Below are 14,803 nucleotides of genomic sequence, written 5' to 3'. Positions count from 1 at the left end.
CAGCCCCCGCTCCGGCTCTCTGAAGGCTAGCCCTCTTTCGTCTGGCTCTCTTTTATCTGGCCCTCTTCGGTCTGCCCCAGCACGGTTTTCAGCACGTCGCTGATGGTGACCACGCCCAGCAGTTCGCCCCCATCGTCCACAATGGGCAGGCCGTGAACGTTCAGCGCCAGCATCTGGCTCAGGGCGTCGCGCATGGGGGTCCCGGCGCGCAGGTGTCCGGTGGGCGGGCGCATCAGGTCGCGGGCCGTTTTGCCCTCTAGGAAGAACTGACCGCCCATGACCGTGTCGCCGTGTCCAGCGCTGGCGCGGTCTATGGCCTCGGCCAGATCAACCTCGTGCAGCAGGCCCGTCAGCACCCCGTCCTGAAGTACGGGCAGCACGCGCAGGCGCGAGACCCTGAGTTTGGCCGCCGCTTCGTGGGCCGGGGCGTCGGCGGGGGTGGTCACCACGCCCACGGTCATGTGCTGCTCCACCACGCCCCAGCGCAGGCGGGGGGTTCTGGCCTCGGCACGCAGCACATCGGTCAGGGTCAGCATGCCCAGCAGAGCGCCGTCTCCGTCTACCACGGGCAGCCCGCCGATATGCCTTTCCAGCATGGTGCGAACCGCCGTCGCCAGGGGCGTTTCAGGGGTGACCGTATGCACAGGCTGGCGCATGGCCTCGCGTACCCGCACCCGCCCCACGCGGCCCGCGAAGTCCCAGGGGGTCAGCCCTTCCTTGAGCGGCGGCAGGTTGCGGCGGACCTCGCCGTCCGTGAGGATGCCGATTACCCTGTTGTTCTGGATCACCGGCAGCCGCTTGACTTTTAGTTCCTGCATGGCGACCACGGCGTCGGCCAGCGTTTCGTGCGCGCCGATGCTCACGGCGCGGGGATGCATGGCGTCTTGCACCGTCAGCGCAGGCGTGGCGTTGGGGGCGGCTGCGTGCTGAGGCGTTGCGGCCTGGGAAGCTGAGTTCTGGGAAGTCGCGGTCTGGGGCGTGGTCTGATCGGACATGGGACGAACCTCCGGGCTGATTGACTGGGCTGCGTTGCGGGGTGCGGGTAGGCTTCTGGACTGGGAACAGCCTCTTCCTCCGGCATTACGGGCGCATTACCGCGCGTGGTGGAACGGCTGGGCGGCGCGGTCCTCTCTGTATTTCTGGGGCCAGGGCCGGGGGCGCAGGCCCCACGCGTCTCAGCTTCGGGGCCTGTACCCTGAAATCATGCCCCGCCGTGTGCTGATGTCCGCCCTGCTGTTGCCGCTGCTTCTGACCGCCTGTCTGGACCAGCCGGTCACGCCGGAGCCGACGCCCAGGCCAGACCCGGTTGAGCCGCCCATTCCTGTGGCCTGCCGCACCCTGGGGGCCGCCGGGGTGGGCGCAGCTTCACTGGAGGCCGCGCCCCTGAGCTGGCCACAGGCCACGTCCGACTGGAGCGCCGCGCATGTGCCGGGACAGGTGCTGATCTTGCAGGGCGGCGCGGCCACGAACCTGAGTGCCCAGGCCCTCAGTGCGCTGTCTGGCGTGCAGACGCAGGTCGTGGTGCCCGGCGTGCAACTGGCCTGGACCCCGGCAGGCGAGGATGACCGGGCCTTCGCGCAGCGCCTGGGGGTGGCGGGTCTGCGGACCCAGCCCAACTACGTGTACCGGGCGCTGGCCCTGCCGAACGATCCGGCCTTTCCGGGCAACGCAGGTCTGAAGGTGGGAGGCATCAACGTGTTCCAGAATTATCTGACGCGTAGCGGGGTTCCGGCGGCCTGGGACGCACTGACGGCGGCGGGCAAAACACCGCTGGGGGCCAGGATCGCCGTGCTGGACTCTGCCCCGGACCGCAGCCATCCCGAATTGCAGGGCCGCCTGGAAGCCGGGGTGTCTTGTCTGGCGGCTGGCCCCGCCACGGGTGAGGTCACGGCCAGCGAACACGGCACCGAGGTCACGGGTCTGATCGGCGCGAAGACCAACAACGGCGTGGGTCTCGCGGGCGTGGTCTGGAGCGGGCCAGTCATGGGTATCGAGGTGCTGGACAGCAGTGGCAACGGCAGCACAGCGGACCTGACCGCCGGACTGAACTACGCCGTCCAGCAGGGAGCCAGAGTCATCAACATCAGTCTGGGTGCGCCGGGAATCGAGGACGCGGTGCTGGGCGCAGCGCTCACGGCGTCGGCAAAAACGGCGGTGATCGTCGCGGCGGCGGGCAACTCGGCCAGTGAAGGGGTCTATTACCCCGCCAGTCACCCGGACGTGATCGCCGTCGGGGCGTTGGGCAGCAGCGACAACGCGCTGGCCTGCTACAGCGCCCGCCCAAATGCCCAGCATCCCCGCGTGCTGGACATCGTCGCGCCGGGTGGGGTGGGCGGTATCTGTCCGGGCAGCACGCCAGAACTGGACATTCCTGTGCTGGCCTCTGGCGGCGGCTATGGGCTGGAGGCGGGCACCAGTTTCTCCGCCCCGCTGGTCAGCGGCGTCGTGGCCCTGATGCGCGGCGCGAACCCCGGCCTGAGCGCGGAACAGACCCGCACCCTCCTGCTGGCGAATGTCAACCGTTCCGGCGGGCTGCCCGTCCTGGATGCCGCTGCCGCTGTGCGCGCCGCATTGCGCTAGGGTCCGTCTGACCAGAACCCGGAGCCACAGAAGGTTGCAGGCGACGCATGGCACGGTAAGGAGCTGGTAATTGTTCAACCCTGCTGCTCAGGGTGATTTTGCCGTGCGCGTCACCGTCCACGAGGTCTGCGCCAGCGGCTGCGGACGCACCGAGCCTTCGCCAGGATAGACCAGTAATTCCACGCGTTGCGTTGCCGTGTCGTACAGGTTGCCGCCCAGCTTGAGCAGAGGGGTGGGGCCGCTGGCAGGGGCGGTGACGGGCAGCGTGATGATGGTGGAACAACTGCTCTGGCAGGCCCGCAGAGACACGCGGTAGGGGCCGGGGGGCAGGTTCAGTCGCACGAACGCCTGGTAATTCTGGGTGTCCTGAACGTTGCGTGGGGCGATCAGGGCGTCCAGCGAGGCTTTGATCGTGGGCGCTGGCCGCAGCGCTCCCACCAGCAGCGGAAATGAGAGGGCGGCCAGCAAGCCTGCCGCCGCCGCGCCTCCAGCCCAGCCCACGGCGGGCGAACGCTGTGGCATGCGCGCCAGCACGGAGCCTATGGTGACCCAGAACAGCTCGCCCACAAAGGGACCGGGGACGATCAGGGTGTTGTCGTTGGCAGTGGCCACCAGCAGGCCCGCGAGGACCGCGATGCCCAGCGGATCGCGCTGTCGCCACGCCGCCGCCACGCCCACGCCCAGAAGCACGAACAGGCCCAGCAGCCCCAGCGGCCCGGTCTCGGCCAGTTGTTGCAAGGTGACGTTGTGGGCGATCAGCCATGGCTGGCCCAGGCGGTCTATCCAGGCTGGACAGGGGGCCAGCGTACCGTCCGGGGCGGGCCACAGCGTGCATTTCTCGCCGGGCGGGGACAGCCGCGCGCCCAGACGGTAGCTGCCCACGCCGCTGATCGGCTCGCTGCGGATCACCGACAGGGCGTTGTTCCAGACCAGATCGCGCCCGGAGGTATCCGAGTTGCTCAGGCGGTTGATGGCAGGCAGATCCAGTCGGGTGCCGGCGTAAAAGCCACCGGCCAGCAGCGCCGCCCCAGCCAGGATACCCAGCGCCACCCGGCGGCTCTGGCGCACCGCGAAGCCCAGCGCCATGCCCAGCAGCGCCGCCAGCAGCGGTCCCCGGCTGCCCGACAGCAGCAGAATGCCCAGCGCCACCGTCCCCAGCGGCACGCGCCACCACAATTTTCCCCCGGCGAACAGCGCCATCCAGATCCCTGCCGCCCCGGCCAGCCCCAGCGTGATGGGGGTCATATAGGGGTGGCCCAGGCGCTGGCTCAGGGGATTGAGGCCATCAATACCTGTCAGGCCCAGTGCCGTGACGTATACCACCGCCAGCCCCACGCCCAGCGGGGCCAGTTGGCGGGTGCTATTCAGGGACGCGCCCAGCGCGACAAAGCTGAACATCAGCAGCGTGCGTGCCAGTGCCAGTCCGGAGTTGATCAGCGGTTCGGGGGTCAGCAGCGCCGGAAGTTGCTGGGTCACGGCGTAGAAGCCCAGCACCCACCACACCGGGCGGGGCAGACGGCGCAGTGTGGGCAGGGCAAAGACCGCCACAGGTGCGAAGAAATACAGCGGGGCCAGCAGCGCCAGCCACACCCGAATCCACAGCGGGGCCGGGGCGACGGGCTGGGGCTGAGCTGGGGTGATTTCAGTCGTCATGGGAGGGTACAGCAGTGCGGAAACGTGGAAAAGAGGAAGAGATCACCTCTTCCCCTGAATTCCCGGCTGCTGGTCTGTGCCGCGTGGCCGCTCAGCCCCGGCCTGTGGGCAGCACAGGGGCCGCGTCCGCTTTCTGGTCCGCCGTGCCGTAGGCGTAGGCGTAATACGAGTCGTTGGTCCGGGCGATCTTGTTCAGCACGATGCCCAGCACGGTCACGTTGGCCACGCGCGCGTTTTGCAGGCTGCGCTCCACGTCGTTCAATCGGGTCTTGCCGCCTTCCACCACCAGAATCACGCCGTCGGTATAGGGGGCCACGGCCAGCGTATCGGGCAGGCCCAGCATGGGCGGGGTGTCGATCAGCACGTAGTCGTAGCCCTGTGCCCAGCGGTCCAGGTAGGTGCGGAAGGCAGGCTGGTTCAGGATGCTGCCCGCGCCGTCTCCCCGGTGTGGCGTTCCGGCGGGCAGCAGGTCCACGTTGGTGCCCACACGGGTGGCATGGGCGGCGTCTGGGCGCAGGAACATCTCGGTCACGGTGTTGGCGGGCGGCAGACTGGCGTCAGTGCCGGGCAGCGGGTGCGTGCCAAGACGGTCCGGTGCCCAGACCTTAAGCTGGGTCGGGCGGCGCAGGTCCGCGTCGATGACCAGCACTTTCTGTCCAGCCGCGCCCAGGCTCTCGGCCAGCGCCGCCGTCATCGAACTCTTGCCCTCGCCGGGATAGGAGCTGGAAATGACCAGACGGCGGTGTTCACGGTCCCCCAGCATGGACTGCACGTTGATCCGCAGGAAGCCGATGCTCTCGTACAGCGGGCCGCTGTGGCTGGCGGGCAGGAATCCGGCAGCCAGATTGCGGCGGCGCACCAGCGGCAGTTGTGCCAGCACGGGCAGGCCCAGCGGCAGCAGGTCCTCGGTGCCGTTGACCCGGCGGCGCAGGCTGTCAGTCAGCAGGACCAGACCCGTCACCAAGAACAGCGCCAGCAGCCCAGCCAGCGCCGCATTGCGCAGCGGACGCGGCGAGACGGCCCGGTTGGGAGCCACCGCGTCGGCCACCGGGAGCAGCGTGCCGGTGGCTGCCGTTTCCAGCACCGCCATCTGCGACAGGTTTTGCAGCACCTGACCACGCGCCGCCACCAGGCTCTGACGCTCCAGCGGATCCTGAAGGGAATCGATCCGGGCCGTCAGGTTCTGGAGCTGGCCTTGCAGGCTCTGGCGCGAGCGGGTCACGCTCTGCTTGGCGCGGGCGTTGTCCCAGTCCAGCAGCGCGGCCACGCCGTCCTGGGCCAGTTGCATGGCCGCTGCGGGGGTCTCGGCCTGCGCCTGGATCTCGTACACGCCGCGCTGCTGTGTGTCCAGACGGGCGCGCACCTTCAGACGGTTGAAGACGTTGGCCGAGAGTTCCTTGCTCAGGTCCGCGCGCATCTTTCGGATGATCTCCGGCGGCAGATCGCTCTTTTCCAGCCGTCCGATGATGGTGGCCACCAGATTGCGGCTGTGCAGCACCTGCTCTACCGCGCCCTGCGGCAACGGCGGAGCGGTCACCAGCGTGTTGTTGATCAGCGAGTTCTGGGCATTGCTGTCCACCGCGATGATGCTGGCACTGGACTCGTACACCGGGGCCTGCCGACTGGACAGCAGATACGCCGCGCTCGCCACCACCACCGGAGTCAGGATCAACAGCGGCGCGTACCGCCTGAGTGTACCGAAAACCTGTCGAAGGTCAATTTGATCCGCATTCACGGGGCTGGGAGGCGCACTCTGCATTCATAAACAGTCTAGCGCCAAAAAGTGAGAAAACCTCACATTTGATTAAGCGATAGGTTTAGCTGGAACCTGGTCTTGCCTTTTAAACAATCCTGTCCAGAATGTGCGGACCGTTTTGTTAAATTACGCCGCCGCCCAGCATCAGCCGTAGTGCGCCCAGCACGGCCACCACCGCACTCAGGGTGACCGCGCCCCGGTCCCGGCTCATCGCCCCGAAGATCAGCCCCAGCACGGCGGGGGGCAACACGAAAATCCAGTTGAGCCAGCCGAACAGCGGTAAAAGGCCCAGCAGCAGGCCCAGTGCAGCCAGAATGCCGAAGATCAGGGAAACGACTCTCATGCCCACAATACGCGGCGGTGGGACGAAAGGTTGCGTCCGTGCCGGGCGGACAATTCAGGGTCTGAGGCGCTAGCTTGAAAGCGTGACTTCTTCTGTCCCCAAAAAACCCGCTGGGCGCGGTGTGGCGCGCTTGCCGAACGGGGCCAGAATTCGTGCCCCCCAGGTTCTGGCTTCCCTTGAACACCTCTATCCCGATGCCCGCACCGAACTGGATTTCGGCACGCCCTTCGAGTTGCTGGTTGCCACGGTCCTGAGCGCCCAAGCCACCGATGTCAGCGTGAATGCTGCCACGCCCGCCCTGTTTGAGCATTACCCGAACGCCCAGGCCATGAGTCAGGCTTCGGCAGAGGACATTGAGCCGTTCATCCGGCGCATCGGCCTGTACCGGGGCAAGGCGCGCAATCTGGCGGCGCTGGCGCGGTTGCTGATCGAGCGGCATGGCGGAGAGGTGCCCAACGATTTTGATGCCGTGGTGGCCCTGCCCGGCGCGGGCCGCAAGACTGCCAACGTGGTTCTCAGCAACGCATACGGCTATCCCGCTATTGCCGTCGATACCCATGTGGGTCGTCTGGCCCGCCGACTGGGCCTCAGCACGCAGACCAACCCGGACAAAGTAGAGCTTGATCTTCAGAAGCTGTTCCCTCGTGAACGCTGGATCTTCCTGCACCACGCGCTGATCCTGCATGGGCGGCGCGTGTGCATGGCCCGCAACCCGCAGTGCGCGGTGTGCGAGATGGCGGCGTTCTGCCCGAAAGTCGGGGTGGAGGGTTGAGCCACAACGCCTCACTGGGCCGCCTGTGATACGGATTCCGTCTGTAACGCGGCAGAAATCGGGACAGCGCCGATTCCTGCACTCCACGCCCGGAACCCGTTTTTCTCCTTCTCGCCATCGTCGCGAACAGACGCCCATGAGGACGCTGCTCCTCCCGTTCGGATTTCCAGGCGTTTTCAACACCTTTCAATCGGAGTCCGTATGACCTGGCGCTTTGCCCCACAGGTCTGGCTGTTCCTGACCACCTCTTTCTCCTTCGGGATGGCGCAGGCGTTTCTGGCCCTGTTCCTGAACTTTTACCTGCGGGCGCTGGGGCTGGGGCCGGAATGGCAGGGCATCATGAACGCGCTGCCTGCACTGACGCTGGTGTTCCTGAGCCTGCCCGCCGTGGCGCTGGCCCGCCGCATCAGCAACGCCCACACCATCAAGATCGGGGTAGCCCTGAGTCTCTTGGGCACGCTGATCCTGGCGCTGGCCGGGGGGCCAGTCGGCATCGTCACAGGCGCGCTGGTACAGGGTGCTGGCTCGGCGCTGGTCATGGTGGCCGGATCGCCCTTCATGGCCAACAACAGCGACGACCGCAGCCGCGTGACCCTGTTCAGCGTTCAGAGCGCCCTGATGACCGGCGCGGGCTTTGTGGGCAACCTGATCGGCGGGCGCGTGCCGGAAGCCTACGCGCTGTTTACCCAGACCGAGCCGACGGGCCTGGGGGCTTTGCGAACCGCGTTGCTCGTCGCCACCTTCCTGCAACTGCTGGGCCTGATTCCTGCCCTGAAGCTCAAACCCAGTGGCAAGACCTCCCAGACCGGGCGCAGTTTCGCCGTGCGAGACAAGCGGGCGATGTTCCGGCTGATCTTGCCCAACCTGCTGGTGGGGCTGGGGGCCGGGGCCACCATTCCGTTTCTGAACGTGTTTATCGAGGGCAAATTCCAGATCAATTACGCCAGCCTGGGGCAACTGTTCGCGTGGGCCAGTCTGGCGACGGCGGCCACCGCGCTGCTTCAGCCGCTGCTGGTGCGCCGTCTGGGGCAATTGCAGGTGGTCTTGCTGGTGCAGGCCAGCAGTCTGCCGTTCCTGGCCCTGCTGGGGTTTGCGCCCCACCTGTGGATGGTCACGCTGGCCCTGTTCACGCGCGGGGCACTGATGAACGCCGCCGGGCCGGTGTACGGCGCATATGCCATGTCCTCATTGGACGAGGATGACCGCCCGATGTATTCGGCCCTGAACATCATCGCCTGGGACTCGGGCTGGGCCATCAGCAGCGTGCTGGCCGGGGTGGTGCGCGGACAGTTGCCGTTTACCCTCGCCTTTCAGGTGCTGTTCGCCTGGACGCTGTTGATGTACGGTGGAAGCGTGATCGCCATTTATCTGGGGCTGTACCGTCCGGCGCGGCGGCAGGCGTTGACTTTGCCAGTGTAGCCCGGTGTATCCAGTCCCCGACACTTTCTCTGAAGGCTTTTCAGGACGAGATTGCCGCTTCTGTGTGGCCCGGATTTTCGGGCGTTGGCCCTGTTTCGCAATCCGGGTCCGCATGGCACTTCGGCCTTGACCAGATACGCCAGCACGACAGCCCCGGATCATCAAAAATGGCGGCCTCCAATGGGGCCGCCAACTTCGTCGCCTGTTGGTCTTTTCCTGTTCTCGCGCTCGTCGTGAACGAACTGTCGGCGTGAGATGGCACCCGTACGGGTTTACTCCTCAGCGGCGCAACTCTGCGAGTCTTACTCGGATTCTTCTTCGATTTCTCTCAATTTCGCATTACTGGGAAATGTTGCCCGGCAGCAGCGTGGGCGCTTGCAGGTGGCGCACCAGCAGCACAAACACCACCGCTGCGTGCAGGATCAGCAGGCCGAACAGCCCCTCTTCCGGGGCGGTGGCGTAGCCGTAGGCCCCCACCAGTTGAAACAGGGTCATGACCAGCAGGGCGCGCGGGCGACGTTCGGGAAAACGCAGGTACAGGTAGAGGCCGCCGCAGATGCTAAACAGCAGAGGAAGCGCCAGAGCGTTGAGCATTCCTTGATCCATGCCTCATTATCCGCGCCGTTTTCTGACAGGTCTGTCACCTGCATAGAAATTCTGCTGAATGGCGCAGGGCGTGCGGGGTCTGCTGAGTCCGCCTGTCACCTCCGGCAGTTCGGCGGATATTTACAGGCGGTAACGCGCCAGTTTCTGCGGGTCCACCGCATGTTCGCGCAGACCATGCACGTCCAGCCAGCCGTCCTCGAAGGTGATCGGCAGGTTCAGCAGGTCATCCTGCAGCTTCAGCACGAAACTCAGTTCGCACGGCTCGGTCACCTCGGCGTGGGTAGAGAGAAGGGCGGCGTGCAGGGTCCCCAGTCCAGTGCTGGCCTGTGATCCCACCATGCCGCGTTTGCCGCGCCGGGCTGCCTCGCGCAGCATCCACGCGCCGTCGGTAAAGCCGTTGCGAGCGGTCTTGACGTTCAGCACGTCGAAGGTATCAAAGTCCAGTTCGCGCTCCAGATCGGCGGGGGTAAAGCAACTGTCGTCGGCCACGATGGGCAGCAGGCTGCGGGCGTGCAGGTCAGCCCGCGCCCGCAATTGGCGCACGGGCAGCGGTTCTTCCACGTACAGCAGCCCGGCCTCCCACATGGCGTTCAGGGCGGCGGGGGCTGTTTCCGGGGTCAGCGTCTCGTTGCTGTCGGCATACAGCGATACCCCGGACCCGAACGTGCGGCGCAACTCAGAAATGACCGCCAGATCGCGGGCGTGGTTGCGGCCCACCTTCACCTTCAGGCAGCGCACACCCGCCGCCACCACCCGCTCGGCCTCGGCCAGCATGTCGGCGGGCGTGCCCAGGCCCAGGATAAAACTGACGCGCACGCGGGGATTCGGTCCCATCAACGTGTCGAACAGCGTTTTCCCCGCAGCGCGGGCGCGGGCGTCGTGCAGCGCCATGTCCAGCGCGCCGCGCGCCGTGTGGTTGTTCGCCACGCTGTTTCTCACCCGGTTCAGGCCGTCCTCGTCGGCAATGTCCAGCCCGCTCAGCGCCGGGGAGAGGTGGGCCAGCACAGCCGCCACGCTGCCGGGCGTCTCGCCGTAGATGGTGGGGCGCGGCGTGGCCTCGGCCTGTCCCACCGTGCCGTCCGACAGGGTCACGCGCACCAGCACATGCTCGGCGGCGCTGATGGCGGAATGCGCGCCCCACGCCAGCGCGGAGGTCAGCGGCAGCCGGTAGGGTATGGCCTCAATCTGCTGCACGGTCACGCCACTTTTGGGGGCTTCAAAGTCGTTCATGCCCAGTCCTGGACAGCCCGCGCCACCTGGGCTGGATTCAGGGCCACGGTATCCAGAACCAGCGCCCGCCCCGGCGGCAGCCCGCGCAAAAACGCTTCGGCGGCGGCGGGATCGTACTGACGGCGCTCGCTCAGCACGATCCGCACCTTTGCCAGCACCTCGGCTGCCGCACACTCCGGGCCTTCCAGTGCGGCCAGACCGTCCAGCTCGGCAGGGGAGAAGACCCCGGAAATGCCTGCCAGACTGTCCAACTCGGCCCGCAGGGTGCCGCCTGTTGCCGTGTCTATCACCCGGTCAAAAGCGTCCCCCCGACCCAGCAGGCGGCGCACGCGCACGGCGTCGGGTGCACCCAACGCTACGAAACGCCATGCCGGAAAGCTCCGGGCGGCGTAAGTCACCTCGTCCAGACCGCGCAGGCCGTCGAACAACGGGGACAGACCCCAGTGGCGGGTATCGGCCAGCAGCGATCCCAGCGCCTGCGCCATGCCGCCGGGGTGGGCGGCGCGGTACTGCGCGGTCAGGGCAAAACGTTCTTCACGGTCTGTCACGTCGCGGCCCACCCCCGGCCAGATCATCACGGCGTCCGTGACCTCGCGGCGGTCCGGCAGCACCTTCTGGCCGCCCAGCACCTGCAACGCGTCCAGCGCCGTGCTTTTGCCCACGCCGGTCACGCCCACCAGCACGGTCAGGGGCAACTCGCCCAGCAGGCGTTCACCCGTCCGGGCAGACGGGGTTTCAGACGCAGCATCAGCCGCAACGTCGGCACGGAGGAAAGGCAGGCTCGGGGGAGCGTTCACGCCGCTCAGGCTACACGGGGGGCCACGCGGCGCGTTCGGGGCGGTCCAGTCAGCGGGGCGACTTTGCACCTTCTCGTGCCGATTTCTATGACAACCTTCCTTTCTATTGCAACACTCCGCCTGCTGACGGGAAACAGGACAGCCACTCCTCCTTCCCTCTCCGTCCTCTGTTAAATTTTATAAAGACCACCGCAAGGCTAGGACAAGTGCTGCTGAGGACTTCAGCCATCACTGACCCGCCGTTCATCTCTACACTTTGGTACGGAGGCAACATGACCCGACTCAAAGGCAATGGCGGTGGCGGCGCAGGCCCCTGGCTGCTGATCCTGCTGATCATTCTCGTCGTTTTCCTGCTGGCGTACTTTCTGTACCTGAAGCCGCAGGGCGTCCTCAATCTGGGCTTTATTTAAAGTCACCTGACTTCTTCTTCTGCACTTTTACCACTCAAATTTTCTGTTTCCACACTGGAGCGTGACCCATGATTAAAGGCAAAGACATTCTGGGACGGCATATCGTCGCCATCGATTCGGGCCAGCGCATCGATAACGTGCATGACCTGATCTTCGACCATCAGGCCAACGAGGTTCTGGGCCTGCTGGTCGATGAGGGCGGCTGGTTCCGCGCCGCCAAAGTGGTGCCCTTCGAGATGATCCGTTCGATTGGCGAGGACGCCATCATGATCGACTCGGCGGACCACGTCACCACCACCCGCGACGATGACCGCTTGGCCGACGTGCTGGACAGCAAGATCAGCCTGATCGGGATGACCCTGCTGACCACCGACGGGCAGGATCTGGGCAAGATCGCCGACGTGTATTTTGACGAGAAGACCGGCAAAGTGGAGGGCTATGAGGCCACCGGCGGGCTGTTCTCGGATCTGAGCAACGGGCGGACCTTCGTGCCCGCGCCGGAAAACGTGCAGATTGGTGAACACGCCGCCATCGTTCCTGTGTCGGTGGCCGCCGCCATGCAGGAGCAGGAGCCGGGCGGAATCAAGGGTGCCTTCAGCAGCGCGAGCGACTCAATCAAGGGCGCTTACGAGAACGTGGCCGACGCCACCAAGGAACGCCAGAAAGAGTACGCGGTGGGCAAGCACGCGGGCGGCGACATCACCCTGGAAGACGGCACCGTGATCGTGGCCAAGGGCGATACGATTACCGCCGAGCAGGCCGATCTGGCCGAGCAGCACGGCAAACTTGGGGCGCTGGCCACCACCGCGACGGGCGGCGTGATCTCGGACGCTTACGGCAACATCGCCGACGCCACCAGGGAACGCCAGAAGGAATACGCGGTGGGCAAGACGGCGGGCGGCGACGTGACCCTGGAAGACGGCACCGTGATCGTGGCCAAAGGCGACACTATTACTACCGCGCAGGCAGATCTGGCCGAGCAGCATGGCAAGCTGGGCGCACTGGCGACCACCGCGACGGGTGGGTCGATCTCGGACGCTTACGGCAATATCGCCGACGCTTCCAGGGAACGCCAGAAGGAATACGTGATCGGCAAGGCGGCGGGGGGCGACCTGCTGGCTGAGGACGGCTCCACCATCGTCACCAAGGGGCAGATCATCACCGCGGAGCAGGCAGACCGCGCCGAGCAGGACGGCAAGCTGACCATGCTGGCCACCACCGCGACGGGCGGCGTGATCGTCGCCAGCTACGGCAATGCCCGTGACCGTGTGCAGGGCGGCTTCGACGACATGCGCGATGCCACCGCCGAACGGCAGAAGACCTATGTGGTGGGCAAGACCGCCAGCCAGGACGTGTCCACCGACGCGGGCGAGACCATCGTCTACAAGGGCGGCGTGATCACCGAGTATCAGGCCGAACGTGCCGAGCAGGTGGGCAAACTGGGCGCACTGACCGCCGCCGCCACGGGCGGAGCGATTGCGGGTGGCCTGCGCGGCAGCGGCGACACTGCCGTCGCCGTGGACCCCAGCAGCCCCGAGGCTGCCATTGGCCGCCGTGCCAAAACGGAGGTTCGCAGCCCCAGCGGCAGTCTGGTGGCCGCACAGGGCCAGATCGTCACGGCGGCGATCCTGGAGCGTGCCCAGCATCTGGGCGTTCAGGACCAACTGCTGGCTGCCACGGTGGGCCGCCCGGCACAGGCAAGTGGCACCGACACCCGCGCCGCCCTGGCCGGTGGCCTGGAGAACGTGTCCAGCGGGGCCAGCAACCTGTTCGAGCGTGCCAGGGGCTGGCTGGGCGAGCGCCGGGAAGATGCCGAAACGGCGCTGGACGAGCGCCAGCAGGCCGCCCACGAGCAGCGCATCAAGGACGCCCTGGGCCGCCCAGTCAACCGCGTGATCCTGGCCCCCGATGACAGCATTATCCTGAACCTGGGCGAAATCGTGACCCACAAGGCCGTGGAACTGGCCACCGGGGGCGACGTGCTGGACATCCTGCTGGACAGCGTGAGCATGGAAACGCCGGACATCAACCCGATGAACAGCCGCCCCGCCGAACACGGCAAGGGTGCGCTGGACAGCCAGCCGGACCTGGGCAAGCAGAACACGCCCGACACCGATCTCAAGACGCAGGGCTAAACGCTCCTCGCGCTCAGGAACCCCCTCTCTACGGTGAGGGGGTTTTTGCTGTTGCGAGGCTCGAATTGGCGGCGAATGGGAGACTTGCCCTCGTGCGTGCTGCGGACCGGGCTTATGCTGGCGGGCATGGTTGAAACGCTGATTGGCAACACGCCGCTGGTGCAACTGCGCCGCGTGACGGAAGGCGGCATGGCCGACGTGTTCGTGAAACTGGAGGGCCAGAACCCCGGCGGCAGCATCAAGGACCGCACCGCGCTGGGATTGATCGAGGACGCCGAACGCAGCGGACGCCTGAAGCCCGGCGGCACCATCGTGGAACCCACCAGCGGCAATACCGGCATTGGGCTGGCGCAGGTGGCGGCGGCCAAGGGGTACAAACTGATCCTGTGCATGCCCGCCCAGATGAGCGAGGAGCGCAAGCGAACGCTCAGGGCCTACGGCGCAGAGCTGGTGCTGACTGATCCCGCACGCCGCATGCTGGCCGCCATCGAGGAAGCCGGGCGCATTTCTGAGGAAACTGGGGCCGTGGTGATGGGCCAGTTTACCAACCCCGCCAACCCCGCCGTCCACGAGCGCACCACCGGCCCGGAACTGTGGAAGCAGATGGACGGACGCATCGACGCCTTCGTGTATGGCAGCGGCACAGGGGGCACGATCAGCGGTGTGGGGCGGTTCCTTAAATCCCAGAACCCTGACATTCAGATCATCGCCGTGGAACCCGCCCGCAGCAATGTCCTCAGCGGCGGCGAGCGTGGCGAACACGGCTTTCAGGGCATGGGGCCAGGCTTTATTCCCGACAATCTGGACCGTAGCATCATTGACCGCGTGATCACCGTCTGGGAGGAGGACGCCTACCCGCTGGCCCGCCGTCTGGCCCAGGAGGAAGGGGTGTTCGTGGGCATGAGCAGCGGGGCCAACGCTTGGGCCTCGTTGCAGGTGGCCCGCGAACTGGGAACGGGGAAGCGCGTGGCCACCATCGCCTGTGACACTGGAGCGCGTTACCTGACCACGGCGCTTTTCAGTGACCAGACTGGGACGCCGCCGGGGTACAAACCGTACTCGCGCGAGCGGGTGCCGCAGGAAGGGCAGAGCTGACCGTCCG

Annotated in this window: 13 protein-coding genes; 6 read left to right on the top strand and 7 right to left on the bottom strand. The window is 66.4% G+C overall.

Features of this window, described 5'->3' with window-relative positions; genetic code table 11:
- Positions 1-26 precede the first annotated feature (26 nt).
- Positions 27-995: a CBS domain-containing protein gene (locus DAAJ005_RS17995; protein ID WP_151848300.1), complete on the bottom strand. Its 969-nt coding sequence runs from the start codon at positions 993-995 to the stop codon at positions 27-29.
- A gap of 208 nt (positions 996-1,203) precedes the next feature.
- Between DAAJ005_RS17995 and DAAJ005_RS17990 the strand changes: the two genes are divergently transcribed.
- Positions 1,204-2,580, top strand: a complete 1,377-nt coding sequence (locus DAAJ005_RS17990; protein WP_151848299.1) for a S8 family serine peptidase — start codon at positions 1,204-1,206, stop codon at positions 2,578-2,580.
- A gap of 87 nt (positions 2,581-2,667) precedes the next feature.
- On the opposite strand, the gene DAAJ005_RS17985 is transcribed toward DAAJ005_RS17990, so the two are convergent.
- From DAAJ005_RS17985 to DAAJ005_RS17975, 3 genes are all read right to left on the bottom strand, one after another.
- Positions 2,668-4,233: an O-antigen ligase family protein gene (locus DAAJ005_RS17985; RefSeq protein WP_151848298.1), complete on the bottom strand. Its 1,566-nt coding sequence runs from the start codon at positions 4,231-4,233 to the stop codon at positions 2,668-2,670.
- Between the two features lie 91 nt (positions 4,234-4,324).
- Complete coding sequence (locus DAAJ005_RS17980; RefSeq protein WP_151848297.1) at positions 4,325-5,992, bottom strand: P-loop NTPase; 1,668 nt, start codon at positions 5,990-5,992, stop codon at positions 4,325-4,327.
- A 118-nt stretch (positions 5,993-6,110) separates the two neighbouring features.
- A complete protein-coding gene (locus DAAJ005_RS17975) occupies positions 6,111-6,332 on the bottom strand; it encodes a hypothetical protein (RefSeq protein WP_029481149.1) in 222 nt (73 codons plus the stop codon).
- An 82-nt stretch (positions 6,333-6,414) separates the two neighbouring features.
- Between DAAJ005_RS17975 and nth the strand changes: the two genes are divergently transcribed.
- Positions 6,415-7,104: an endonuclease III gene (nth, locus tag DAAJ005_RS17970; protein ID WP_226342521.1), complete on the top strand. Its 690-nt coding sequence runs from the start codon at positions 6,415-6,417 to the stop codon at positions 7,102-7,104.
- A gap of 201 nt (positions 7,105-7,305) precedes the next feature.
- Positions 7,306-8,523, top strand: a complete 1,218-nt coding sequence (locus DAAJ005_RS17965; RefSeq protein WP_151848296.1) for an MFS transporter — start codon at positions 7,306-7,308, stop codon at positions 8,521-8,523.
- 339 nt (positions 8,524-8,862) lie between these two features.
- Here DAAJ005_RS17965 and DAAJ005_RS17960 read toward each other — a convergent pair whose 3' ends face one another.
- From DAAJ005_RS17960 to DAAJ005_RS17950, 3 genes are all read right to left on the bottom strand, one after another.
- Entirely contained in the window at positions 8,863-9,129 is a 267-nt protein-coding gene (locus DAAJ005_RS17960) for a hypothetical protein (RefSeq protein WP_151848295.1), read from the bottom strand.
- A 120-nt stretch (positions 9,130-9,249) separates the two neighbouring features.
- A complete protein-coding gene (locus tag DAAJ005_RS17955) occupies positions 9,250-10,359 on the bottom strand; it encodes an enolase C-terminal domain-like protein (RefSeq protein ID WP_151848294.1) in 1,110 nt (369 codons plus the stop codon).
- Positions 10,356-11,156 carry an ATPase gene (locus DAAJ005_RS17950; RefSeq protein ID WP_370519744.1) on the bottom strand — a complete coding sequence of 267 codons (801 nt, stop codon included), beginning with the start codon at positions 11,154-11,156 and terminating at the stop codon, positions 10,356-10,358. Before DAAJ005_RS17950 ends, DAAJ005_RS17955 begins: the two co-directional genes overlap by 4 nt.
- A 272-nt stretch (positions 11,157-11,428) precedes the next feature.
- Between DAAJ005_RS17950 and DAAJ005_RS19010 the strand changes: the two genes are divergently transcribed.
- The 3 genes from DAAJ005_RS19010 to cysK all read left to right on the top strand — a co-directional run bounded on the left by DAAJ005_RS19010 (position 11,429) and on the right by cysK (position 14,796).
- Positions 11,429-11,566, top strand: coding sequence for a hypothetical protein (locus DAAJ005_RS19010; RefSeq protein WP_192930824.1), 138 nt, complete (start codon positions 11,429-11,431; stop codon positions 11,564-11,566).
- 68 nt (positions 11,567-11,634) lie between these two features.
- On the top strand, positions 11,635-13,701 hold the full coding sequence (locus tag DAAJ005_RS17945) for a PRC-barrel domain-containing protein (RefSeq protein WP_151848293.1): 2,067 nt from the start codon (positions 11,635-11,637) through the stop codon (positions 13,699-13,701).
- A gap of 126 nt (positions 13,702-13,827) precedes the next feature.
- Positions 13,828-14,796 (top strand): cysteine synthase A, encoded by a 969-nt coding sequence (gene cysK / locus DAAJ005_RS17940; protein WP_151848292.1) that lies wholly within the window; start codon positions 13,828-13,830, stop codon positions 14,794-14,796.
- Positions 14,797-14,803 lie beyond the last annotated feature (7 nt).

It is taken from the genome of Deinococcus sp. AJ005 (genome assembly GCF_009017495.1).
GTDB lineage: Bacteria > Deinococcota > Deinococci > Deinococcales > Deinococcaceae > Deinococcus.
Note: the sequence above shows the minus strand (reverse complement) of the source record. Positions and strands in the feature narration are given on the sequence as shown.